This window comes from Terrabacter ginsenosidimutans (assembly GCF_039539425.1).
Lineage (GTDB): Bacteria > Actinomycetota > Actinomycetes > Actinomycetales > Dermatophilaceae > Terrabacter > Terrabacter ginsenosidimutans.
The window spans coordinates 479,278-500,838 of the sequence record NZ_BAABDC010000004.1 but is presented as its reverse complement, the minus strand read 5'-3'; the positions used below and the strand labels follow the sequence as shown (position 1 = coordinate 500,838).

Annotated in this window: 18 protein-coding genes; 6 read left to right on the top strand and 12 right to left on the bottom strand. The window is 69.9% G+C overall.

The genetic code is table 11. The features are described from left to right. Positions 1 to 484, bottom strand: a 484-nt coding sequence (locus ABD831_RS15100; RefSeq protein WP_344948196.1) for a hypothetical protein, incomplete at its 3' end; no start/stop codon positions are given. Between the two features lie 662 nt (positions 485 to 1,146). Here ABD831_RS15100 and ABD831_RS15095 point away from each other — a divergent pair. After that, entirely contained in the window at positions 1,147 to 1,569 is a 423-nt protein-coding gene (locus ABD831_RS15095) for a GNAT family N-acetyltransferase (RefSeq protein WP_344948191.1), read from the top strand. 209 nt (positions 1,570 to 1,778) lie between these two features. Then, complete coding sequence (locus ABD831_RS15090) at positions 1,779 to 2,030, top strand: hypothetical protein (RefSeq protein ID WP_344948188.1); 252 nt, start codon at positions 1,779 to 1,781, stop codon at positions 2,028 to 2,030. 209 nt (positions 2,031 to 2,239) lie between these two features. Here the strand turns inward: ABD831_RS15090 and ABD831_RS15085 are convergent, their stop codons facing one another. From ABD831_RS15085 to ABD831_RS15065, 5 genes are read right to left on the bottom strand one after another with little or no spacing between them, the layout of a single operon-like run. Further along, positions 2,240 to 3,319 (bottom strand): sulfite oxidase, encoded by a 1,080-nt coding sequence (locus ABD831_RS15085; RefSeq protein WP_344948185.1) that lies wholly within the window; start codon positions 3,317 to 3,319, stop codon positions 2,240 to 2,242. Positions 3,320 to 3,374: 55 nt separating this feature from the next. After that, the gene (locus ABD831_RS15080; protein WP_344948182.1) at positions 3,375 to 4,241 is read right to left on the bottom strand and encodes an enoyl-CoA hydratase/isomerase family protein; all 867 of its coding nucleotides are present in this window, start codon (positions 4,239 to 4,241) and stop codon (positions 3,375 to 3,377) included. A 29-nt stretch (positions 4,242 to 4,270) separates the two neighbouring features. Beyond that, positions 4,271 to 5,614, bottom strand: coding sequence for a Dyp-type peroxidase (locus ABD831_RS15075; RefSeq protein ID WP_344948179.1), 1,344 nt, complete (start codon positions 5,612 to 5,614; stop codon positions 4,271 to 4,273). A 31-nt stretch (positions 5,615 to 5,645) separates the two neighbouring features. Next, positions 5,646 to 6,782, bottom strand: coding sequence for a DUF4331 family protein (locus tag ABD831_RS15070; protein WP_344948176.1), 1,137 nt, complete (start codon positions 6,780 to 6,782; stop codon positions 5,646 to 5,648). Between the two features lie 46 nt (positions 6,783 to 6,828). Then, the gene (locus ABD831_RS15065) at positions 6,829 to 7,377 is read right to left on the bottom strand and encodes a hypothetical protein (RefSeq protein ID WP_344948172.1); all 549 of its coding nucleotides are present in this window, start codon (positions 7,375 to 7,377) and stop codon (positions 6,829 to 6,831) included. A 325-nt stretch (positions 7,378 to 7,702) separates the two neighbouring features. Between ABD831_RS15065 and ABD831_RS15060 the strand changes: the two genes are divergently transcribed. Next, on the top strand, positions 7,703 to 10,303 hold the full coding sequence (locus ABD831_RS15060) for a winged helix-turn-helix domain-containing protein (protein ID WP_344948168.1): 2,601 nt from the start codon (positions 7,703 to 7,705) through the stop codon (positions 10,301 to 10,303). Positions 10,304 to 10,322: 19 nt separating this feature from the next. On the opposite strand, the gene ABD831_RS15055 is transcribed toward ABD831_RS15060, so the two are convergent. The 4 genes from ABD831_RS15055 to ABD831_RS15040 all read right to left on the bottom strand — a co-directional run bounded on the left by ABD831_RS15055 (position 10,323) and on the right by ABD831_RS15040 (position 14,328). Beyond that, complete coding sequence (locus tag ABD831_RS15055) at positions 10,323 to 11,915, bottom strand: Hsp70 family protein (protein WP_344948165.1); 1,593 nt, start codon at positions 11,913 to 11,915, stop codon at positions 10,323 to 10,325. A gap of 98 nt (positions 11,916 to 12,013) precedes the next feature. Continuing rightward, positions 12,014 to 12,271 carry a hypothetical protein gene (locus ABD831_RS15050; protein WP_344948162.1) on the bottom strand — a complete coding sequence of 86 codons (258 nt, stop codon included), beginning with the start codon at positions 12,269 to 12,271 and terminating at the stop codon, positions 12,014 to 12,016. 398 nt (positions 12,272 to 12,669) lie between these two features. Further along, complete coding sequence (locus ABD831_RS15045) at positions 12,670 to 13,254, bottom strand: DinB family protein (RefSeq protein WP_344948159.1); 585 nt, start codon at positions 13,252 to 13,254, stop codon at positions 12,670 to 12,672. A gap of 12 nt (positions 13,255 to 13,266) precedes the next feature. Then, the gene (locus tag ABD831_RS15040; RefSeq protein WP_344948156.1) at positions 13,267 to 14,328 is read right to left on the bottom strand and encodes an Lrp/AsnC family transcriptional regulator; all 1,062 of its coding nucleotides are present in this window, start codon (positions 14,326 to 14,328) and stop codon (positions 13,267 to 13,269) included. Positions 14,329 to 14,450: 122 nt separating this feature from the next. Here ABD831_RS15040 and argE point away from each other — a divergent pair, with 122 nt between their 5' ends. Then, positions 14,451 to 15,704 (top strand): acetylornithine deacetylase, encoded by a 1,254-nt coding sequence (argE, locus tag ABD831_RS15035; protein WP_344948153.1) that lies wholly within the window; start codon positions 14,451 to 14,453, stop codon positions 15,702 to 15,704. Between the two features lie 53 nt (positions 15,705 to 15,757). Further along, the gene (locus ABD831_RS15030) at positions 15,758 to 17,041 is read left to right on the top strand and encodes an MFS transporter (RefSeq protein WP_344948150.1); all 1,284 of its coding nucleotides are present in this window, start codon (positions 15,758 to 15,760) and stop codon (positions 17,039 to 17,041) included. An 8-nt stretch (positions 17,042 to 17,049) separates the two neighbouring features. Here the strand turns inward: ABD831_RS15030 and ABD831_RS15025 are convergent, their stop codons facing one another. Beyond that, on the bottom strand, positions 17,050 to 18,600 hold the full coding sequence (locus ABD831_RS15025) for an MFS transporter (protein WP_344948146.1): 1,551 nt from the start codon (positions 18,598 to 18,600) through the stop codon (positions 17,050 to 17,052). A gap of 214 nt (positions 18,601 to 18,814) precedes the next feature. Between ABD831_RS15025 and ABD831_RS15020 the strand changes: the two genes are divergently transcribed. Beyond that, positions 18,815 to 20,128, top strand: coding sequence for a threonine/serine exporter family protein (locus tag ABD831_RS15020; RefSeq protein WP_344948142.1), 1,314 nt, complete (start codon positions 18,815 to 18,817; stop codon positions 20,126 to 20,128). Positions 20,129 to 20,160: 32 nt separating this feature from the next. Here ABD831_RS15020 and ABD831_RS15015 read toward each other — a convergent pair whose 3' ends face one another. Next, positions 20,161 to 21,522 carry a M20/M25/M40 family metallo-hydrolase gene (locus tag ABD831_RS15015; RefSeq protein ID WP_344948138.1) on the bottom strand — a complete coding sequence of 454 codons (1,362 nt, stop codon included), beginning with the start codon at positions 21,520 to 21,522 and terminating at the stop codon, positions 20,161 to 20,163. Positions 21,523 to 21,561: the final 39 nt, after the last annotated feature.

Below are 21,561 nucleotides of genomic sequence, written 5' to 3'. Positions count from 1 at the left end.
CGTCGCCCCCGTCGCCCCCGTCGCCCCCGTCGCCCCCGTCGCCCCCGTCGCCCCCGTCGCCCCCGTCGCCCCAGTCGAACCACCCGCTGTTCCCCGCGTGTCCGACTCCGGGGTCATGGAGCCGCCAGCTCTCATCGTCGTCGCCTTGTTCGTCACGGCCGCCCCGGTCGCCAGACCACCCGTAGTACCGGTGTCGACCGCACTGAGTGCACTCACGGAACCTCTGGGCCTCGGCGCGTTTGGACTCCCAGTGATGCCAACCGAAGCGGCACGCGAGGCTCTTGCGGCGGTTGGCTTGCCGTGGCGGGTTGAACGCGGCGGCCGCTTGCTCGGCCGCGACCCGCTCCGCCGTGACCCGCTCCGCCGCCGTCTTCGCCGCGGCTCGCTCCGCCGGGGACTTCGCCGGGGACCACTTCTTGGCAGCCCGCTTGGCGCGATTCCTTCTTTTGCTGTTGCGGTGCTGCGGGTGCTTGGTCGTGGTCATGCCTCAGTGTGCTTACGTGGACCGGACCGGGTCTGTGCTCGGGAGCACACTTCGTGCGCGCTCGGATGACATACCAGTTCGCCGTTCCGGCAACGCTTCCCCCTCAACGAGGCATGGCTGGGAGGGCACTTCGAGTTGGTCAGCATCGGAGTGGCTGGCGCTGCTCGGCGGGCGGGAATCGGTCGGGGACTCGTGCACGCCCTCCTGGACCGCCTGCCGCACGAGCGACTCCTCCTGATGACGTCGTCAGCCCTTCTGATCCGGCGAGGCGCCTCGACGCGTCCGAGCGATGGCAAGTCCCCGGTCCATGCATCGGCGAAGCAACCGTGATCATGGGGAAGCGAACTACGGCCGCGGCGGGTGAACTCAGGACCAGCAGGCGGCACGACCGATCACCCACATCTCGCTGAAGCGACGCGCTGTCATCGGCAGATCCGGAAGATCATGAACCTGGGGGAGCGGCGCGACGCCGGCCAAGGCTGTTGTGTTGTCTCACTCGTCTCAGACCACTCTGCTGGACCATCTGCGGACCGCGGCATGGACGGTGCGAGCGTCCCGACCTCACCGCAGCGGGACAGCGTGACTTCGCGCGACGGCTGTCCGCCAGCCGCTAGCGTGGTCCAGTGCTTCCGCAACCCACCGAAAGGCTCCGATTCCGGGAGATGCAGGAGTCGGACCTCAGCGAGATCGCCACCCTGGAACTCGGGGGATCTCGTGGTCCACGAGGCTGGATCGAATGGACTCGGGACAACTACGCGAAGCACGGGTTCGGACTCTGGGTGGTCGAGACCCACTCCGGCGAGTTCGTCGGCGACTGCGGGTTGACGCTTCAGGAGGTCGAGGGCGACTGGATGGTCGAGGCGGGCTGGCACGTGCGTGCACCACTTCGCAGGCTGGGGTATGCCGCCGAGGCAGCGCTCTCGGTTGTCGATGCTGCGCGCGTGGCCGACGTTGAGCACGTGATTGCCATAATCCGCCCCGACAACGTGGCCTCCCAAGGGGTGGCGCGCAAGATCGGACTGCACCTGGAGCGGGAGATCCACAAGAACGGGGGCCCTGCACTGGTCTTCGGGGCAGACCTCTGAACCGTACGGTCGGCTGGTCCTGGGGCGCGCAGTGCAGTTGCTGCGACGAGCCCACCCAACGAGCGGACATCGGCACGACCCCCCAGCGGCATGCCCGGGCGTGACAGGCCACCTCGACGCGGCGATGGCGGACTCCCACTCGCAGACGGAAGCGCGGCGCGGCGCTGGACGATCAACGCCAGACGGTTTCCGGTCGTAGCCTCGATGTCATGGCCAGCCCCCAGGACGACCGCACGTGGCGACCGGACCCGCGGACGGTGTCGTGGGTTCTGTCGGTGATCGACGAGGCGCAGGTCGGACGCGACTTCATCGAGCAGCTCAAGCAGCGCATCCCTGGTCTGGCCTCCGCCGATCCCGCACTCGTCGGAGAGGCGGCTGTCGAGTGCGCTCTCATCCGGGCCCAGATGCTCACCACCGAGGCGCAGAAGGTGCCGCCGGGAACGCCGATCCAGCCCAGTTGAACGGGCAGGAGCCCCGAGCTGGCGCTCGGCGGCCGTCACGTCAGCGGCATACCCGGACGTCGCGCCGGTTCTGCTCCCGTGGCCGCCCGGGGCTCAGCTGCTGGACAGCGCCGCGTCCGCTGCCGTCAGGCTTGGCCACGTCGTCGCCGCCAGGCTGGACGTGACAGCCCCTGATCAGCGGCAAACGCCGGTCAGGGGCTGTCCTGTCGTCAGTGCACGTCGACGTAGATGACCTCGATCGCGTTGTTGCCGTAGCCCAGGCGGTTCCACGGCGGCACGTCCGGTTGCACGTTGCCGGCCTGGTCGGTGGCCCTGGCTCGCAGGGTGTGGCGTCCGACATCGGTGGCCTGCCAGGAGAAGGACCAGTTCTGCCACTGGGAGGTGCTGTTCGGCGGTTCGAGCTGAGTCGGGTGCCACTCTCCTTCGCCTGTGAGGCTGACCTCGACCTTGGTGATAGGCCCGGTCCCGGACCAGGCCTTGCCTCGCACGACGTAGCTGCCGCGGCTCAGGACGGCCCCGGGCGTCGGGTCCGTGATCCGGGCTCGCACCCGCATGAGGCGGACGGGCTCGTGGGGTCGGTCGGGCCATTGGTAGATGTAGTGGCCCGTCTGGAACTCCCCGGCGAAGGGCTCGGTGAGAACGTCGATGCGTCTCAGCCACTTCACGGACGCGACGGCGTACCAGTGCGGTACGACGAGCCGGAAGGGGCCGCCGTGGTCGCCGCTTAGTGGCTGACCGTTCATCTCGTAGGCGATGAGGATCTCGGCTGCGGGGTCCATGGCGGTCGCCAGGGGAAGGGCCCGCATGAAGCTCAGGTCGTTGCGGTCCGTGTCTGCCAGGATCGGCGTGAGGTGGTACGCGCCGTGATCGGCCCCTTCGAACAGGACCTCGACACCCGTTTCCTGGGGACCCACCCGCTCGAGGACTTCGTGCAGGGCGACACCGGTCCACCGGGCGGTGGAGACCGCGTAGTCGCCCCACGGCTCCCCGGTGGGCAACGGTTGCATCCCCAGGCGCCCGTTCCCCGCGCATTCGAGGGTGACCGCGGCCTCACGTGCCGGCATGGCGCGCAGGTCTTCGAGGGTCAGGGTGGTGGGCGTGTCCGCAGCGCCGCCGATCTCGAGTCTGCCGTCGTGTTCAGGAACGGCGAAGTTGCTGCGGACATAGTGCAGTTCGCTGGGTGTGATGTCGTCGGCCAGGGCTGCTGGGGGAGCCTCGGCGTTGTAGGGGGCGGGGTTGATCATGGTCAGGCCCGCGCGCGTCATTTCGAGGTCCTCTCCCCGGTCCATGCCTCAACTCCTTCGTGTCGGTTGCCTGCGAGTGGTTGCCGCTGTCATGGGGGCCTCAGTAGTCGGAGTCCTGGAAGGCCGGATCGCGGCCCTCGTTGAACGCACCGATCCCTTCGATGCGGTCTGGGTGCACGGCTGATCGCCAGTGGGCGTCCATCATGATGGCGATGGCCTGTTCGGTCGGTTGGCCTTCGCCCAGACGAACCGCCCGCTTCACGGCCTGGACGGCGGTCGGGGAGTTGCTCGCGATCGTCTCGGCGATCCGCACTGCGGCGCCCATCAGCTGTGCCGAGGGGTGGACCTCGTTGACCATGCCGAGCCGGTATGCCTCGGCAGCATCGATGGGGTCGCCGGTCATCAGCATCTGCAGTGCCTTGCCCGGGGGCAACAGGCGTGGGAGCAGTGCCGGTGAGCCGCCACCGGCGGCCAGGCCCAGCATCGCCTCGGGCTGTCCGAAGGTGGCGTTGTCTGAAGCGATGATGAAGTCGGTGCTCTGAGCGAGCTCCGAGCCGCCCCCGTAGGCGACGCCGTTGACGGCGGCGAAGATGGGCTTACGGAGCTGGCGGACGGTGTAGAGCGTTCGGTCGAAGTCCTGGCGCTGACGTAGCCAGTCCTCCTTCGTCATGTCCCGACGCTGACGCAGGTCGCTGCCCACGGAGAAGGCCCGGTCGCCGGCCCCGGTGAGGATGACAACCCGGATCCCGGGCCGGACTGCGATGCTCTCGACGATCTCGGTGAGGCGAGTTCCCATGAGCGTCGTGATGGCGTTGTCGGCGTGCGGCCGGTTCAGGGTCACCACGGCGACGCGGCCGCCGGAGACGAAGTCCAGCAGAACCGGCGAGTCGGGCTCTTCGTGGTCGGAGGCAGGCGGCCCGAAGTCGAGCGCGTCCCACCGGCTGCTGCCTGTCGGGCTGGTTGGCACGTCTGCCGCTCCTTCTGGGTCGATGTTGGTCATGAGTCGAGCTCCGCCAGCCAACGCATCCCGCGGAGACCGGGGGCGAAGCAGTACTCGCCGCCGCGGGTGGTGACGAAGGGCGGAAGGTCCTGCAGCCGACGACGGATCGGGTGCTGCGGGATGGTGAAGTGCCCCGACCCGTCGTTCCCTCCGACGAGGGGGTCCTTCTCGCGAGGAGCGCCGATGAAGATGCCGTCGTTGAGCCATTGGGTCTTGACGAACTCGAACTGGCGTCTGAGGTGCGCGCCGGCGAAGACGAAGATGATGCCGCGGTCCACGCCGTCGTCCTCGAGCACGCCGTCAGGAAGCATCGGTCCGTAGCTCGTGCCGCGCCGGATCATCCGGTGGAGGCGCACATCGACACTCGCGTCGCCGTCGAAGGCATCGCGGGGGTTCGCTCGCCGAGCATGTGCCCCGACCGGGCACTTGAAGCCACGCGGATCGTCGCCGTAGAGGAAGTCGTCGTTGCGGACCGGGTCGCTGCCGAGATCGGGGTCGTCCTGCTCAGGGGCCAGCGCGAGTGGCGCACCGCTCTGCCAGCGTCCGACCATCTTGGCGCCCAGAAGCGCCTCCTCGGCGCGGCTGGATGACTTGGCGGCCAGGTATCGGCGGTACGCCGCCACCCTGGTGTGCAGCTTGCGGAAGACGACGTACGTGCCGTTGCGGCCGAGGATCTCCGGCGTCGGCATCGGAGGCAGCTCCCCGGACTCGTCCGGGTAGCCCAGGATGATCTCGCCCGCCTTGAGCGGTCGCCCTCGGGTGTTGACCCCGGGCCTGCCCAGACCTTCGATCGTGGGTTGGCCGATCCCGTCCTTGAACCCGAAGGAGGTTCGACCCGTGGGCAGCTGGTAGCAGTCCTGGCTCCAGACCAGCTCGATTCCTCCCAGCTCACGCCGGGCGCGGCGGGCCTTGTCGACAGCGAGCTGGTGCTGGGTGCTGTCCGGTGAGAGCGCAGCCACCGCGACGTGCACCTGGTCCGTGCCGAGCGGGTACTCCCAGTTCTGAGGGCTGCTGTCACCCACGTCGCCCAGATGGTCGGCCCGGGCCGCCATCCCGACCCGGAACTCGGGCGCGAAGCTGTCCAGCGACGCTTGCGGCACGCCGAGTGCCTTGAGCCCCTGGTAGGTGAAGGCCACGGTCAGGGAGGTGCCCTGGGAGGAGTGTCCCGATGCCCGCTGCGACTGCGCGACGGAGTGCAGGCGCCTGACCAGCTCCCGCCCAGCGGAGCGGTCGTCGACTCGCAGGAGCAGGTAGGTGCCGACGTACGGGGATGGGCGCTCGAACAGCGCGCCGCTCTGGATGTCGTCGAGCTCGAGGATGCCGCCCTGCGATGCGCTCATGCCGTCACGCCTCTCTGCGTCGCTGGGATCGCTAGTGGTGGTGGGGAAGCTCGGGCGGGTCAGGGTTGGGTGCTGCCAGGTAGGGGAAGCTGCGGCTGGCAGGTCGGGAGGCCTGGTCGACGCCGTCGCGGATCACGGGACCCCTTCCGGCGTTGATGAGCTGTGTGAAGAGGGTGTCCATGACGTCGTCGTTCAACGACCGTCCTCCACAGGTGCGGTGTGTCTGCCCGCGGAGCGCGGCGGTCTCGATCTCGAAGAACGACCCCTGCTCGAGGTAGGGCTTGGTCACGTCGACGACGAGGAAGTCGGCGATCACCATCTCCGTCAGGGGGTGGCTGACCGCGTCGCCGGTACGGCGCCAGTCGATCGCGCCGTCGAGGCCGTCCCAGAAGTCGAGGTTGGCGTTCAGACGGGCCCGGTAGGCGCCGCCGTACGAGTCACCGAGCTTGAAGGCGTCCTCCATGTTGTAGAGGTCACGTATCTCCAGGTCGCGGTTCACCTGGTCGAACTGCTTGGGCGCCAACATCAGGTTCTTCACCTCGGGTCGACCAACGCGTTCGATCCGAACGTTGAAAGTGCCACGGGTCAGGGTCTCCGCCACGATCCCGACCAGCTCGGCCCCGGGCAGCTGCGCGAGGTCGACCTCGAGAACCAGCCCGAGCACGTTCTTCCCGTCGAGGTAGATCGAGCCGGGATCGGTGAAGGACAGCCGACCGGTCGCGATGGTCTTCAACGCTGCGGGGGCATCCATGATGAACGGGTCCCAGCGCACGCCACCGAAGACCCGTATCCCGTGGCCTTCGCCGCCGTCCGTGTCATTCACCCGGAAGGCGACCGACTCACCCGCTGGGGTCGTGCACGTGCCCACCTGATCGACAACGGTCGGGTCTCCCGTCGCGCCGGCGGGCCCGAAGACGACATCGAACGTGTACTCATCGTCCTCGGCCGCGAACCGCGCCGAATGGCCCGACCCGACCGGGGCGACGCGCCGCAGCCGGAGACGGTAGATGAGGCCATCGGAGAACACCGCTGTGTACGCCGCGAACGGCAGTGTGTTGAGCACCATTACGAGGTGACCCGGTTGCTGGGGGCTGGGGAAGGCGTAGACATCGGTGATGTCCGCAATGGGATCCGCGAGTGCGCGCGGCCCGGAGATGTGGTCCGACATGAGCGTCCTTGTCTGCAGGCGGTGGGAGTGCCGGAGGCACCACGGGCTAGTCCGCAGCCTCATCCAGTAGCGGCGCCAGTGCAGGGTGCCCGAGGGCCTCTGCGGCCTGCGGGTGGTCCAGCACCTGCTGGAAGGCCTGGTTGACCCGCTGTGCCTTGCGGATCTCCTTCACCGTTCCGCCGTAGTTCCGGGCGTAGGCGGCTGCTGCAACCTCTGCACCCAGGACGAACGTCCGCACCGACGCCAGGTCCGGGAGCCCGTCGTAGCCCTCGACATGCCGGAAGATCGCGTCGAACAGTCCCAGCGTCGGACCTGAGGTGAAGAAGTCCTCCATGTACGCTTCCCACGGTCCGTCGAAGCTGGTGACGAACGCCAGTCTGGTGTCGTCATCGAACAGGACGAATCTGGCTTCGTGGATCGTCTGAATGGCCATGCCGTAGTCCCCGGGCCGGTAGCCGGGCGTGTCCTGCAGGTCATCCAGGGCCGACCGGATCGCCGCACCCTCGCCGGGCTTGACGTGGAAGAACAGACTGAACTCGCTGGTCGGCCCGACACTTCTCCCAGGATGAGCGGCCGCAGCCTCAGGTACCGACATTGCATCTCCAAGGTGTGAACGAGTCTGGCATCGAGGGCTGCCCGGCGAAGTACGCCGACGTGACCGGTCTACGAACGTTAGGTCACCCCTGAGCGGGGCCGCGTCACCCGCAAAGGATGACTGCGCTCCAGCCTGATCCGGACGTCACGAACGAGCCCGCACGTCGGTCAGGGTGACGTCCAACACCACGTATGCCGCACCGTGCCTCGGGCGAAAGGTCCGGTTCTGCTGACGGGCGCGCGGCCCGGGTCTAGCCTCGAAGGGGTCACCAGGTGTGACGTTCCGCCTACGGGGGAGGGATATGGTCGGCCCGCGTCAGGCTCGTATGTCGACCCCCTCGCCGTCACCGGGGATCATCGACCGGCCGCTCCTGCTGTCCTTGATCGACCGTCGACCGGTGGTGGTGCTGGCTGGCATGGCCGGCTATGGCAAGTCGACGCTCCTTGCCGCCGCGGCCCGACGGCAGCAGGACCGCGGAGCCGCCCTGTGGCTGACCCTCGACGAGTCCGACCGGGAGCCTGTGCGTCTGGTCTCCGACCTCCTGACCGCAGCCGGCCTGTCGGGGCTGGACGAGCTCAGCGCCGGCCTCGAGCCGCTGCGCGCATCAGCGCTGCGAGCGGAACCCCTCACCATGGTCGACTCGCTCCTCGAGGAGCTCTACGACACCGCTGTGCCGCTGACCCTGGTCCTCGACGACCTCCAGCACCTGTCCGATTCGAAAGCCTCGGCGCGAGTCATCGACCACGTGCTCCGGTGGGCTCCGGCCAACATGCGCATCGCCATCGCCGCCCGCGTCGTCCCGCCCCTGCGACTCCAGCGGCTTCGGCTGGAGGACCGACTGGCCTACATCGCGCACGACGAGCTCGCGTTCAGCCGTGAGGAGACGGCCGAGGCCGTACGCGTTGCCGGTCTCGACCTCGAGCCCGAGAACGTCGGGACGATCCACCGCGTCACGGACGGCTGGCCGGCGGGGGTTCGCATGGCGATTCTGGCCGCACGACAGAGCGGCAGACCGCACCAGGTCCCGATGGAGCTGCGACGTGACCAGGCACTCGCCGACTACCTCGCCACCGAGGTGCTCGACTCCCTTCACGACGAGCTGCGGGACTTCGTCCTCGACAGCTGCCTCGACGAGCAGGTCTGCCCTTCCCTCATCGACACCATCCGGGGCACGCTCGACGCCGAGGTTCACCTGGAGCAGTGCCTGGCCGACGGCCTGTTCCTCACCCGCGGTGACGTCTCGGCGGAGGAGGCTTGGTACAACTGGCACCCGCTCTTCGCGGCGCACATCCGTCGCCGTCTGGCGAGCGACCTGCCCGAGCGAGCGTTGGCCCTGCACCGGGCTGCCGCGGAGTGGTGGCGCCCGATCGATCCCCCCACGGCGATCCGGCACGCGATGGCGGCTGGCGACGGGGAGGCCGCCTCGCGGATCTTTGCAGACCGGTGGCTCGAGCTCTTCCTCGAGGGGCGCGTCGACGCTGTGCTCGAAGCCGTGGACCAGCTTCCGGAGACATCGGCGCGGAGCATCGACGCCCACCTCGCCAAAGCCCTGATCTACGGGCAGCGTGGCAGGTTGGACGCCGCCCGATCTGCCCTCGAGGCCGCACACGGCACCGCCAAGGGCCTCCCGGCCTCTGCGCGGTCCACGTACGAGGACCGGATGGCCATCGTCGAGCTGTTCCGCACGGGATACGACCTCGGTCTGGTTCAGGCGGTCGAGTCCGGCACTGCCCTGCTGGGCCGCATGGACCAGAGCCAGCACGTGCCCGACCCAGCGATCCGGGCCGCGGTGCAGGTGTTCGTGGGCATGGGAGAAGCGCGGGCCCAGAGCCATCACAAGCTCTCCCTCGAGATGCTCCGCTCCTCGGCCGCCACAGCGGCCGACAACGGCCTGGTCGCCCTCGAGCTGACGGCCCTCGCGGAGTCGTGCATCCCCGCGATCGCCGAGGGACACCTGAGTGAGGTCCGTGACCTCGCCGCCGGCGTGCTGGCTCGAGCCGACCAGCGCGGCTGGGTGGGGCTGGCGACCCTGGCCCCGGCCGTGGCCTATCTCGGCTGGCTCGACTACTGGCGCGGCAACCTGCACGAGGCGCGCGCCCAGCTGGAACGCAGCCTGTCCATGGTGCTTCCCTTCGACTGGGAGCTGCGCGGCCTCGTCCTGAACTTCCTGACGAAGACGTGCCTGGCCCTGGGTGACCTCCGCTCGGCGCGTCGCAACGCAGGGGAGATCACCACCATGATCGAGTCCGGGCGGACCGCGCCGTGGTGGCCCTCCATGCTCGCCGGACTCGAGGGCCTGATCCTCCTGGCGGAGGGCGGCATCCAGGAGGCTGCGGCGCTCGCCAAGGTGCCCGCTTCGGACCCCGAGTACAGTCTGGCGCCGGCGCACCGGGCCAAGGTCCTCGTGCAGGCCGGCCTCCCGGGCGAGGCGCATGCCGAGCTCGACCGCGTTCTGACGCCCGAGGCCTTCGTGCACATCGAGTGCCTCTCGCGCTGCATCGAGGCAGAGGCGCACGCCGCCCTGGGCGACCTGCACGCGGCGCACGCCTCGCTCGAGCTCGCCCTGGCAGCAGCCGAGCCCGACGGGCTCTACGGGCCCTTCCTCGGTGCCGGCGAGGCCATGACGGAGCTGCTGAAGGCCCATCTGCGCCACGGCACGGCGCACCCCACGGCGGTGACGCACGTGCTGGGGCGCATCGCTGAGGGGCAGCACCACAACGTCACGGGCTGGGGCGAGCGGCTCACCGAACGGGAGCGGGTGATCCTCCAGTACCTCGCCACCAACCTCACCAACGCCGAGATCGCCGAGGCCGAGTTCATCTCCCTCCACACGGCCAAGACCCACATCGCCCACATCTACCAGAAGCTGGGCGTCAGCAGCCGACGAGCCGCGATCCGTCGAGCCGCGGAGCTCGAGCTCTACTGAGGACCGAGCCGCGACCGGCTCAGACGTGGAGCACGTGCTCTTGACGGTAGCCGGTCGTGAGATCGGTGAGGGAGAGCTCGATGATGCCGGCCGGGTCCACCGTGTAGCGCTCCTCGAGCAGCGGGCCGCCCTCGAGGCGAACGATGGGTAGACCGCGCAGGAGCGAGGGCCCGCCAGCGGTGGCGCCGCCGACACCGAGCTCCGTCCGTTGGAGCTCCGGGTCGAAGGGGAAGACGATCTGGGCCACCGGCGCCAGGTCCCCGCGAGGCTCGCCCTGGTCGTCGACCGAGGAGTACTCGACGAAGCGGAACCAGCCGATGTTGTGAGCGGCCCGGTAGCGGCGGGTCACCACCACCGGCTCGGCGGATGCCGGCCCGCCCAGCGCGTCCGCGGTCCGCAGCGACCGGTCCAGCACCGGGTCGAAGGACAGCACGGCTCCGCCCTCGCGCTCCCGGAAGACGCCGAAGCCACGCGAGAGCCGGTCGCGCAGCGAGAACCCCGCGTCAGGGTCGGCCGCGATGGCCAGGCCGACGGCAGTAGAGGCGCTCGGCATCGGGGAGCGGTGCACGCGGCGGCCGAACCGTGACCGCAGCAGCCGGGGGACCAGCGGCAGTCCGCTGGCGCCACCGACGATGTAGATGCCGGCCACTCCGGGCAGCTCGTCGCCGTCTCCCTCGGGCGAGCGCAAGGACTGCACCAGAGGCTCCATCGCATCGGTCGTCGCCGCGACCAGGGGGGTCACGGCGGCGTAGAAGTCGTCGACGGGAACGGTGACCGGGGTGCTGGGCCGCCCATCTGCCGCGGGCACCTCGACGGCGACCCGGCGTGACTGGGGACCGATGCGCTCCTTGGCTTCACGGCATTCCTCGAGCAGGCCGGCGGACGATGCCTCGGTCAGCTCGGTCCAAGAGCGTCCTGCTGCCTCGAGGGCGGCCGTGGCCAGGGCGTGGTCGAAGTCGTCCCCGCCGAGCCGGTTGACGCCGAAGGAGTCGAGCACCTCGTGGTGGGTGCCCGACAGCCGAAGCAGCGACGCGTCGAAGGTGCCGCCGCCGAGGTCGTAGACGATGACGAGGTCGCGGCGGGACGTGATCGAGCGAGCCTGCCGGTGCGCGAACTCGAAGCTGGCAGCAGATGGCTCGTTGACCAGGCCGGCCACGTCGAACCCCGCGCGTCGACACGCCTCCAGCGTGAGGAAGCGCTGGGCGCTGTTGGCCTGGGCCGGGACTCCCAGCATGGCGCGGACCGGGGTCGTCCCGTCCAGCCGGCCCTCGATGCTCGACGCGGTCCGCAGAGCGTCCAGCACGGCCGAGAAGAACCCGCTCAGCACGTCGAACAGCGGCACCTCGCGCTGACCGAGGCGCATCACCGTGTCCGGCGTGATCCGGGGCTCGGCGAGCAGCCGCTTGAACGATCGAGCGGACGGCACACCTCGTCGGGCCGCCTCCACCGCCGCGAAACCGTAGACCAGCGTGCCTCCGTCGTCCGCGACGACGGAGGGGAAGTGGTCACGAGCATCACCCTCCTCGTCGAGGAAGGCCACCACCGGGTAGTTGCCGCGATCGGCGTGGGCGACGACTGTGTGCGTGGTGCCGAAGTCCAGGCCGAGATCCATCCCCCAAGGCTAGGCCGCGAGCACCACGACCGGGGATCAGGCCCAGATGCCGGCGCGAGCCCCCGGACCGGGCCCGTGGCCCGTCGCGACCAGGGAGCTCACTGCGCGACGGTCCGGTAGGCAGTGCTGCAGCGTCGCGCCAGTGCCGGGTCCAGCCGGCCGACGTACACCGGTGTCAGCACCTGGACGGTGAACCTGCGATCCCCACGCCTCCACTCGACCGTCCGCGCGACGTCGCTGGTGGAGCTCCCCGGTGGGTTCGGGACGCTCTGCCAACCCTCCGACTCGAGTGAGGTGGCGAACCAGCTCACCACGTCCATCTCACCGTCGGTGGTGCAGTAGGTCGCGAGGAGCATGGAGGGTGACGAGTCGAACAGCGTGTGCCTGCCCTCGGTGGCCGTAACCCCGTGAACCGCGACGCTGGTCGGGTATATCGCGCTGGCACCGGGCACCGTCCGCAGTTCGGACACGGTCGGATGGACAGCCTGGCAGCCGGCCAGACCCAGTACTGCTGCCAGTCCCAGGAGCCACCGCGTGCGCCCCGATGTCCACCGGGCCCGACGTCCTACCCTGGCGCCGTCCACGTCGATCAGCCTGGCCCCTGCCCTGACGACACCGGTTCGCCGGGATCCGGACGTCGCGTCGGCCTCGCCTCGGCGGGAGGCTTCCTGAGATCTCACTGGTCCAGTGCCTCCTCGTGCCTCGGCTCTTGCCTGCGATTCTGCACCGTTCGTGGTCGCGTGTGCGTCTCGGCCTACCCGGCTCCGCCGTGGAACCGTGCGGCGATCGCCCCCAGGCGCTGGGCGTGCGCCGGCCAGTCGGTGCCGTCCGGCATGTTGCCGTGGCGCGGCAACAGGCCCGTGGAGCCGTCGATCTGCTCGCGGAGGATGTCGGCGTGGCCCGCGTGCCGCTGCAGGTCCGCGGTCTTGTGAACCATGATCTCGTGAAGCGTGACCTCCGCGCCGCCCCAGTGCTCGACGTGACCGATCGCGTCGAGCGGCAGGGCGTCGATCGTCACGTCGGCGAAGGCCTGGACGCGGCGGTAGAGGTCGACGATGCCGGCTGCGGTCTCGTTCTCGGTGGCGTACCAACCGGCAAGGGGGTCGGGCTCGTCGGGGGAGACGAGCTCGTCCGGCGTGGGCCACTCACGGCCGAACGTCGGGCCGAAGTAGGTCACCTCGGTGTTGAGCGCGTGCTTGACGAGGCCCAGCAGGTTGGTGCCGGTCGGCGTTCGAGGTAGCCGCAGGTCGTGCTCGGACAGGCCGTCGAGCTTCCACACCAGCACGTCCCGCGCACCCTGCAGGTAGTCCTTCAACACGTCCTTGGCGGCACTGGGCATGCGCTCAGCGTGTCATGGTCGGCCTGCTGGGTCGGCCCAGATGTCGAGCGGCACCGACCGGATGCTGCGACCGTCGAGGTCGAGCTCGCGGCCCATGCGCTTGATCGACCTCAGGACCATGGACCGGTCGAGGATCGACATGCGAGGCACTTCGACGGCCAACCGGGCCTCGACGGCGGACAGCTCGTGCAGGGAGTGCGTGGTGAGCGCCAGCATGAGGTTGGGCTGGCCGCCCGAGATCCGCCAGCACACCCGGATGCCCGGGAGTCGTCGCAGCTTCGTGGCGATGCTGTCGACGTCGCTCGCGTCGGCGTAGGCCCACAGCCAGCTGATGACGGGCCATCCCGAGTCGGGCAGGGCCATGTCGCACCGCAGGACGACGCGCCCGTTGTTGACCAGGTCGGCCAGTCGCCGGCGCACCGTGCTCTCGCTGAGCCCGGCGCGCGCGGCGAGCGAGGCGACGGGCATGCGGCCGTCCTCGCCGAGCAGGAGGACCAACCGTCTGTCGACCGGGTCGTAGGGACGACTCAGATCCGTCTGCTCGGAGGTGAGCCCGTCGACCCGCGGGTGAGGTGCCCGCGCCATCACCGCCCGCTGGGCGACGTCGAGGACGTGCAGCTGCCAGTGGTCGCCCATCGAGTAGACCTTCGTCACGGCATGGCTGCTCGTCGCCACGACCCCGCGGATCGACCCGACGGACTCGAGGAGGAATCGGGACAGGAAGGCGAGGTCGCGCACCTCCACGAGGATGGTGAGCGACCGTGGCCCGCTGGTGTGCTCGACGCTGAGGACGTGGGGCAGCTCGGTGACGCGCTCTGCGATCGCGAGGGTCTCGGCCGCGCTGCAGCTGAGCTCGACGACGGCGAGGCAGGACTCTGGCCGACCTTGCCCGGTCGCTCGTCCGGACACCCAGGCGATACCGGCGGAGGACAGCCGCTGCCACCGGCGAGCCACGGTCACCGGGTCGAGGTCGAGGGCCTCGCCCACGAGCGTCCATGACGCCCGAGGCTGCAGCTGCAGGCAGTTGACGATCGCCAGGTCCACCTCATCGGCGACCCTGGCGGAATCCTGCAAGATCTCATCCTTCGTCGCGCGATCCTGCGTCGCTGCGGCTCGCTTTGGCATGCCTGCCAGTCTCGACGACTGGTGCGGGCAACTCAAGGCCATGCACGCACGACCCGACCGACGGAGCACCCATGCCGCCCGAGACCGCAGCCCCCGAGATCGCAGGGACCGCAGACGCCGAGACCTCGACCACCCCCACCGGCCAGCCGGGGCGACCCGAGACCGACCAGCCGGTCAGCCTCGAGTGGACCACCCGGCTGTTGCGCATCGACACGACCAGTCGCGACAGCAACCTGCCGCTGATCGACGTCGTCGCGGCCGAGCTGCGCGCCCACGGGGTGGAGCCCGTGCTCGTCGAGAACGAGGACGGCACCAAGGCGAACCTGCTGGCCACCTTCCCGGCGCAGGACGGCACGACCTCCGGCGGCATCGTCCTGTCGGGCCATACCGACGTCGTGCCCGTCGACGGCCAGGTGTGGTCCACCGACCCGTTCGTCCCCGCGATCCGCGACGGCCGGCTCTACGGGCGGGGGACCTGCGACATGAAGGCCTTCATCGGCTCCGTGGTGACCAAGGTGCCGCAGCTGGTGAGCACCCCGTTGCGTGCGCCGGTCCACGTGGCCCTGTCCTACGACGAGGAGGTCGGCTGCGTCGGCGCCATCTCCCTCGTGGACGAGATCGTTCGGCGTGGGCTGCGTCCCCGGGCGTGCATCGTCGGCGAGCCGACGAGCATGCGCGTGATCCGCGGTCACAAGTCCTTGACGATGATCCGCGTGACGTTCCACGGAGTCGCCGCCCACTCCTCGCGTACTCCCTTCGGTGTCAACGCGATCGAGTATGCCGCCCAGCTCGTCCGCTTCGTCCGCGCAGTCGCCGACGAGTTCCGCGCCGACGGCCCGTTCGACGAGCACTACGACGTGCCCTTCACGACCGCCACCGTCAACCAGATCGCAGGCGGCATCGCCGTCAACACCGTCCCGGCGGAGTGCTCCCTGAACCTCGAGTTCCGCGCGGTCGCCGCGGTGGACGTCGCGGCGACCGTCGAGAGGTTCCGTGCCGAGGCTCGGCGCATCGAGGAGTCGATGCGGCAGGAGAACCCCGACGCACGTGTCGAGGTGTCGATCGGCGCCGAGGCGCCCGGGCTCGAGACTGCGCAGGACGATGAGGTGATCGAGCTGGTGACCGTGCTGGGCGGTGTCGCGTCGCAGGAGAAGGTCGCCTACGGCACCGAGGCGGGGCTCTTCCAGCGCGCCGGGATCCCCACGGTCGTGTGCGGTCCCGGCGACATCGCGCAGGCGCACGCACCCGACGAGTTCGTCGAGCTCGACCAGATCGCGCGTTGCGACGCGCTGCTCGACAGCCTGCTGGAACACCTCCGCGCCTGACCTCCCGTCCGACCAGTCCCGCCGTCAACGCCCCACGCCCCCGAAGGAGAACCATGACTCTCACCGCCACCGAGGTGGAAGCGACGCCGGAACGGCTCGCCGAGGCTCGCAAGGCAGTCCTCAGCAGCTCCATCGGCGCCGCCCTGGAGTGGTTCGACATCATCGTCTACGCGTCGTTCGCCGTCGTCATCGCCGAGAACTTCTTCCCCGAGGGCGACGCGACCCTGGGGCTGATCCTGACCTTCGCGACCTTCGCCATCTCCTATCTCGTGCGGCCGTTGGGCGGCATGCTCATCGGCGGTTACGGCGACCGGCACGGCCGCAAGAAGGCACTCACCCTGACGCTCCTGCTGATGATGGTCGGCACGGTCCTCATGGCCGTCGCGCCGACGCACGCCATGGTGGGTGCCTGGGCGGGCGTCATCATCCCCGTCTCACGCCTGATCCAGGGCTTCTCTGCCGGTGGCGAGTTCGGTTCGGCCACAACGTTCCTCGTCGAGACCGCGCCCAACCGCAAGGCCTACTACGCGTCCTGGCAGGTGGCGAGCCAGGGCATCTCGATGTTCCTGGCGTCGGCGTTCGGCTACGTCCTGTTCAACCAGCTCTCGAAGCAGGACCTCTACTCCTGGGGCTGGCGGATCCCGTTCCTCGTCGGATGCCTCATCGGGCCGGTCGGGCTCTACATCCGGGCGCGGCTGTCCGAGACGAAGGAGTTCACGCAGAGCACGCCCCACGAGGCGCCGATCCGGGCGACCCTCACCGAGCACCTCGGACGCGTGCTCACCGGTTCGGCCTGCGTCGGCGTCGCGACGATCTCCGTCTACCTCATCCTCTTCATGCCCACGTATGCCGTGAAGAACCTCGGAGTGCCTGCGAGCGCTGCCTACCTGGGCGGGGTCGTGGCGGGGCTGGTCACCATGGTCGGGGTCCCGCTCGTCGGTCGCCTCGCCGACCGGGTCGGCCCCTCGAGGGTGATGGCGTGGGCGGCCGTCGGAGCCCTCGTGCTCGCGTGGCCGCTGTTCGCCGTCGTGATCGCCTCACCCACGGTGCCGGTGCTCGTCATCGCCATCGGGTGCCTCGGAGTCATCATGGCCTTCTACTTCGGCCCCCTCCCAGCGCTGCTCACGATGCTCTTCCCGCGTGACGTGCGAGCGACGGGCGTCTCGGTCGCCTACAACGTGGGCGTGACGGTGATGGGTGGCATCGCTCCGCTCGTGCTCACCTGGCTCATCAGCCTGACCGGCTCGCTCAACGCCCCGAGCGTCTACTACATGGTCGTGGCCGTCGTCTCCCTGGTCGGCCTGACGATCGCCCGACGTCGGTACGCGGTCGCCTGACGAGTCGGTCAGCGGCTCCTGGTCGCACCGCCGGGGGCGCTGCCGCTGGCCGTGGTGGGAAGGGTGAATGACGTGGCGGCTGCCGCGGCAGCCGAGTCGTGCACCGTGCCTCGCGCGGCCTGGTGGCGCCCCATGACCACGGCCATCACGACGCCGGCGAAGCTGAGGACGGCCATCACCCATGACGCCGTCGCCAGGGCCGAGGCCAGGGCCTCTGGCGGCGGGTGGCCCTCGGCGGTGCGATCGGCGATCACCGCGCCGTAGATGGTGGCGGCCAGGGCCGTGGCGACGGCGGCGCCGACGTACCGCGCCATGTTGGAGACGCCGGAGGCGGAGCCGACCTGGTTGGCCGGCACACACGCGGTGGACGCCGAGGACGCCGGCCCGTTGGACAGGCCCATGCCCACGGCCACCGCCACGAGCGGCAGGAGGAACGCGCCGTAGCCCCAGGACTCCTTGACGAGTCCGAGGGCGGCGAACCCGGCCGCCGTGATGAGGAACCCGAGTCCGACGACCTGACGCCCACCGAGCCGCGCCGTCAGGCGCGGCACGGCTGCAGCGATGGCGACGAGGCCCAGGGTGGCCGGCAGCGTCGCCAGTCCGGCCTGCAAGGTGCTGAAGCCCAGCGCTGCGGGGTCCTGGAAGTAGAGGCTGAGCAGGTACATGAGCGCGTTGATGGTGCCCGCCCCGATGAGGATGGCGACGGTGGAGCCGACCAGGATGCGGTTGCGGAGCAGAGCCAGGTCGAGCATGGGGACCGCCACGCGTCGTTCCACGGCGACGAAGGCGAAGCCCGAGAGGACTCCGATGGCGATGCACACGAGCGACGCGGCGGAGGCCCAGCCCCACGTGCCTCCCTTGCTGAGGACGAGGATGAGCGGAGCCAGGGTCAGCGCGATGAGCGCCGAGCCGGCATAGTCGATGGCCCGCGAGCGCGTCGTGTCGCGCGACTCGGACACCACGCGGGCCGCGATCAGGATGCACACCACGCCGATGACCGCGTCGACCCAGAAGAGGCCCTGCCATCCCGCCACCGTGACCAGCGCACCACCCATGAGCGGACCGGCGGCGGCCCCGACGGCGGCCGCGGCGCCCCAGAGCGACACGGCACGCAGCTGGGCCTCGTCCTTGTTGGCCACGGACAGGAGGCTGAGCCCGCACGCGAGGATCGTGGCCCCGGCCGCGCCCTGGATGACGCGGCCGGCGATGACGGCGCCTCCCGACGACGACAGCGCGATGAGGATGCACGACGCCACGAAGAGCACCAGGCCGAACTGGAACACGCGCTTGCGCCCGAAGACGTCGCCCAGCGACCCCGACGTGACGATGACGGCGGCCCCGACCAGGGAGTAGCCCGTGACCGCCCACTGCAACGTCGTGACGTCCGTTCCGGTGTCGGCGCTGATCGCTGGGAGCAGGATGCTCACGGCAGAGGTGTTGGCGTTGACGACGAAGGTCGACAGGCACGTCGCAACGAGGACGCCGCCGGCGCGAGCGGTCGATTTCTCCGGGGTGACCACGTGGCCCTCGGACCCCACGGGCGAACTCCTGTCAGACATGCTGCGCTCCTTCGTCCGGCCGGCTCTGCCGTGGTCACCGGCGCGTGCACTCGTCCTGAATCTAGGAGCGCCACCACCGCGGGAGAGTCACTCGTGGAGGATGACTCTCGGCGAGGGGGATGCAGCCACGCTGGATGACATGTCGAGAGAAGCCGGGTCGGCGACGGGTTCACCCACGTCGTCGCCCGGCCGGTTGTGGTCGATGGTCAACCGCGTGGGGTCTGACGTGGCGGAGTTCGCACGTCGGCGGCTGGAACCCTTTGGCCCCGCCGTCGACCCGGAGCCCGAGCCGGTGCCGGCCTCTCCGCCGGCGATCGTGCTCGACCTGCTCCGTCACCTCGGGCTGGCCCTGTCGCGGGGCGGTGACGCGACGGAGCGCGTGCGGCAGATCCTCGAGCAGGTCGCCGGGGTGTATGCCGCCACCGGGGTGACGTTCTTCGTCGTCCCCACGGGCGTCTTCGTCCGTGTCGACACAGGCGGCCCCAGCCGGATGGACTTCGAGGCGGGCACCAGCGACCCTCTGCGCCTCGACCAGATAGACGCCCTCTACAGGCTGGTCGACGACATCCGCCACGGTTCGGTCGACGCGGAGTCGGCCAGCACCCGGCTCGACGCCCTGCTGACGTCACGCCCGCGGTTCGGAGGCGTCGTCTCCGTCCTCGGCAGCGGCGTCCTCACCGTCGGACTGGGGCTCATGCTCAATCCTCGAGCCAGCGCCCTCCCGGTGTTCCTGACGATCGGCTTCCTCGTGGGCGGGCTGCGCTGGTGGGCCGACCGCGAGCGGATGCTCTCGGTGGTGCTGCCCGTCGTCACCGCGACACTGGTGACGGCCACGGTCTTCGAGTGGGTGGCGCCGGCACTCGACGCACCGCCGCTGGAGATCGTCATCCCGACGCTGGTGACCTTCCTGCCGGGAGCCGCACTGACCGTGGCGACGGTGGAGCTGTCCACCGGGGACATGCTGGCGGGCTCCGCCCGGCTCGTCTACGGCCTCGAGCGCCTGCTCGTCTTGACCTTCGGCATCGCCCTGGGCGTCGAGATCGCGGGCTTCCCGCCACCGTCGGGCGGCTCGGCCGCATCCCTCGGCGGCTGGGCACCGTGGGCGGGGGTGGTCGTCTTCGGTATCGGCCAGTTCATCGCCTCGTCCGCGCCTCGGGGGACCCTGGGGTGGCTCCTCGTCGTCCTCTACGTCGGCTACGGCGTGCAGGCGCTGTCCGGCCTGGTCCTGGGCACGTTGGGCGCCAGCTTCCTGGCCGCGACCGTCGTCCTGCCCGTCTGCTACGCCATCCAGAGTCGACGTAGCGGACCCCCGGTGCCCGTCACCTTCCTGCCCACCTTCTGGCTGCTCGTGCCGGGCGCACTCGGGCTCCAGGGCGTGGCACGGATCGTGGGAGCGGACCAGGCAGCAGGGCTCGGCGACTTCATCAGCGCCCTGCTCTCCATCGTTGCCATCGCCGTCGGGGTGGTCGTCGGTTCGGGGCTGTCCGAGCGCATCGGCCGCGCCACGTCGACGTGGCGCGGGGTCTGAGCCGGACCCCGCGCCACGGCACTCGTGTCCGGCTAGACGGTGTCGCCTCCCGCGCCGTCCGCCAGGCGCTGGAGCAGGAGGGCCTGGGTCACGATCAGCTTCTCGATCTCAGAGGGGTCCACGCTCTCGTCGGACGCGTGGATGCGCGCGGCGGCGACATCCTCCGGTCCCCACAGCACGAACTCCGCCCCCGGGGCGGCCGTCTGGAGGGTGCGCAGCAACGGGATGGAGCCACCGCAGCCGGCCTCGCCGACCGGCTTGCCGAAGGCCACGGACATCGCCTCGCGCGCAGCGGCATACGCAGGTCCGTCGGTCTTGCAGAGGAACGGGGGAGCCTCCTTCGTGCGCTGGACCTCGACCTTGGCGCCCCAGGGCGCGTGCGACTCGAGGTGGGCCACGAGCGCGTCGAGCTCCTCCGACGGTTCGGAGCCGGGAACGATGCGCATCGAGATCTTCGCGCGCGCTTCCGGGATGAGCACGTTGGACGAGGTCGCGATGTTCGTCATGTCGACGCCGATCGCGTTGACCGACGGCCGGGCCCACAGCCGCGCGCCGACGGGACCGCTGCCCGTCAGAGCGACACCGTCGAGGACGTCGGCGCTGGAGCGGAGGTCGTCCTCGCTGAGGTCGGCCCCCTCCCAGACCGTCTCGGTCACCCCCTTGACCGTCACGTTCCCCGCGTCGTCGTGCAGGGTCGACAGCAGTCGGGCGAGCGCCATCATCGCGTCCGGCGCCGGGCCCCCGAAGACGCCCGAGTGCAGGGGGTGCTCGAGGGTGCGCACCGTCACGATGCACGCGACGTCGCCACGGAGCGCCGTCGTCAGGGCCGGCTCACCGACCCGGAGGTTGCCCATGTCGCAGATCACGAAGAGGTCGCACGCGAACAGCTCGGGGTGCGCCTCGACGAACGCCTCGAGGTTGCTCTCCGTCTCCTCCATGCCCTCGAGGATGAGCTTGACGGTGCAGGGCGGCTTACCGTCGAAGACCCTGAGGGTGCCCAGGTGGGTGACGAGTCCACTGATGTCGTCAGCGGCGCCCCGCCCGTAGATGCGGCCGTCGTCCTTGCGGGTCGCCGTCCACGGGTCGCTGGTCCAGCCCTGCTCCGGAGGTGCCGGCTGCACGTCGTAGTGGGCGTAGAGCACGACGACGGGTGACCCCGGTGGTCCCTCGATCTCGGCATAGATCGGCGGGTAGCCCGAAGGCACCTCCATGAGCCTGGCGTTCGTGAACCCGACGTCGCGGAACATCTGCAACGTCGTGCTCCCCATCTGCTCCACCGGCTCCGACGGATAGCCGGGGAAGGCGATCGAGGGGATCGCCACGAGCCTCTCGAGGTCCTCGACGACGCCCGGCATCAACGCGCTGGTCCGGTCGGCGATCTCCTTGGCCTGCATGGTCACTCCTTCGTGGTGGTCGTGGTCGGTGGGAGACGG

What these genes read in the sequence shown, in the direction of transcription:
- ABD831_RS15095 (WP_344948191.1), top strand. Translation starts at nt 1,147, where the DNA reads ATGCAGGAGTCGGACCTCAGCGAGATCGCCACCCTGGAACTCGGGGGA.
- ABD831_RS15090 (WP_344948188.1), top strand. Translation starts at nt 1,779, where the DNA reads ATGGCCAGCCCCCAGGACGACCGCACGTGGCGACCGGACCCGCGGACG.
- ABD831_RS15085 (WP_344948185.1), bottom strand. Translation starts at nt 3,319, where the DNA reads ATGGACCGGGGAGAGGACCTCGAAATGACGCGCGCGGGCCTGACCATG.
- ABD831_RS15075 (WP_344948179.1), bottom strand. Translation starts at nt 5,614, where the DNA reads ATGAGCGCATCGCAGGGCGGCATCCTCGAGCTCGACGACATCCAGAGC.
- ABD831_RS15070 (WP_344948176.1), bottom strand. Translation starts at nt 6,782, where the DNA reads ATGTCGGACCACATCTCCGGGCCGCGCGCACTCGCGGATCCCATTGCG.
- ABD831_RS15065 (WP_344948172.1), bottom strand. Translation starts at nt 7,377, where the DNA reads ATGTCGGTACCTGAGGCTGCGGCCGCTCATCCTGGGAGAAGTGTCGGG.
- ABD831_RS15060 (WP_344948168.1), top strand. Translation starts at nt 7,703, where the DNA reads ATGTCGACCCCCTCGCCGTCACCGGGGATCATCGACCGGCCGCTCCTG.
- ABD831_RS15055 (WP_344948165.1), bottom strand. Translation starts at nt 11,915, where the DNA reads ATGGATCTCGGCCTGGACTTCGGCACCACGCACACAGTCGTCGCCCAC.
- ABD831_RS15050 (WP_344948162.1), bottom strand. Translation starts at nt 12,271, where the DNA reads ATGCTCCTCGCGACCTACTGCACCACCGACGGTGAGATGGACGTGGTG.
- ABD831_RS15045 (WP_344948159.1), bottom strand. Translation starts at nt 13,254, where the DNA reads ATGCCCAGTGCCGCCAAGGACGTGTTGAAGGACTACCTGCAGGGTGCG.
- argE (WP_344948153.1), top strand. Translation starts at nt 14,451, where the DNA reads ATGCCGCCCGAGACCGCAGCCCCCGAGATCGCAGGGACCGCAGACGCC.
- ABD831_RS15030 (WP_344948150.1), top strand. Translation starts at nt 15,758, where the DNA reads ATGACTCTCACCGCCACCGAGGTGGAAGCGACGCCGGAACGGCTCGCC.
- ABD831_RS15025 (WP_344948146.1), bottom strand. Translation starts at nt 18,600, where the DNA reads ATGTCTGACAGGAGTTCGCCCGTGGGGTCCGAGGGCCACGTGGTCACC.
- ABD831_RS15015 (WP_344948138.1), bottom strand. Translation starts at nt 21,522, where the DNA reads ATGCAGGCCAAGGAGATCGCCGACCGGACCAGCGCGTTGATGCCGGGC.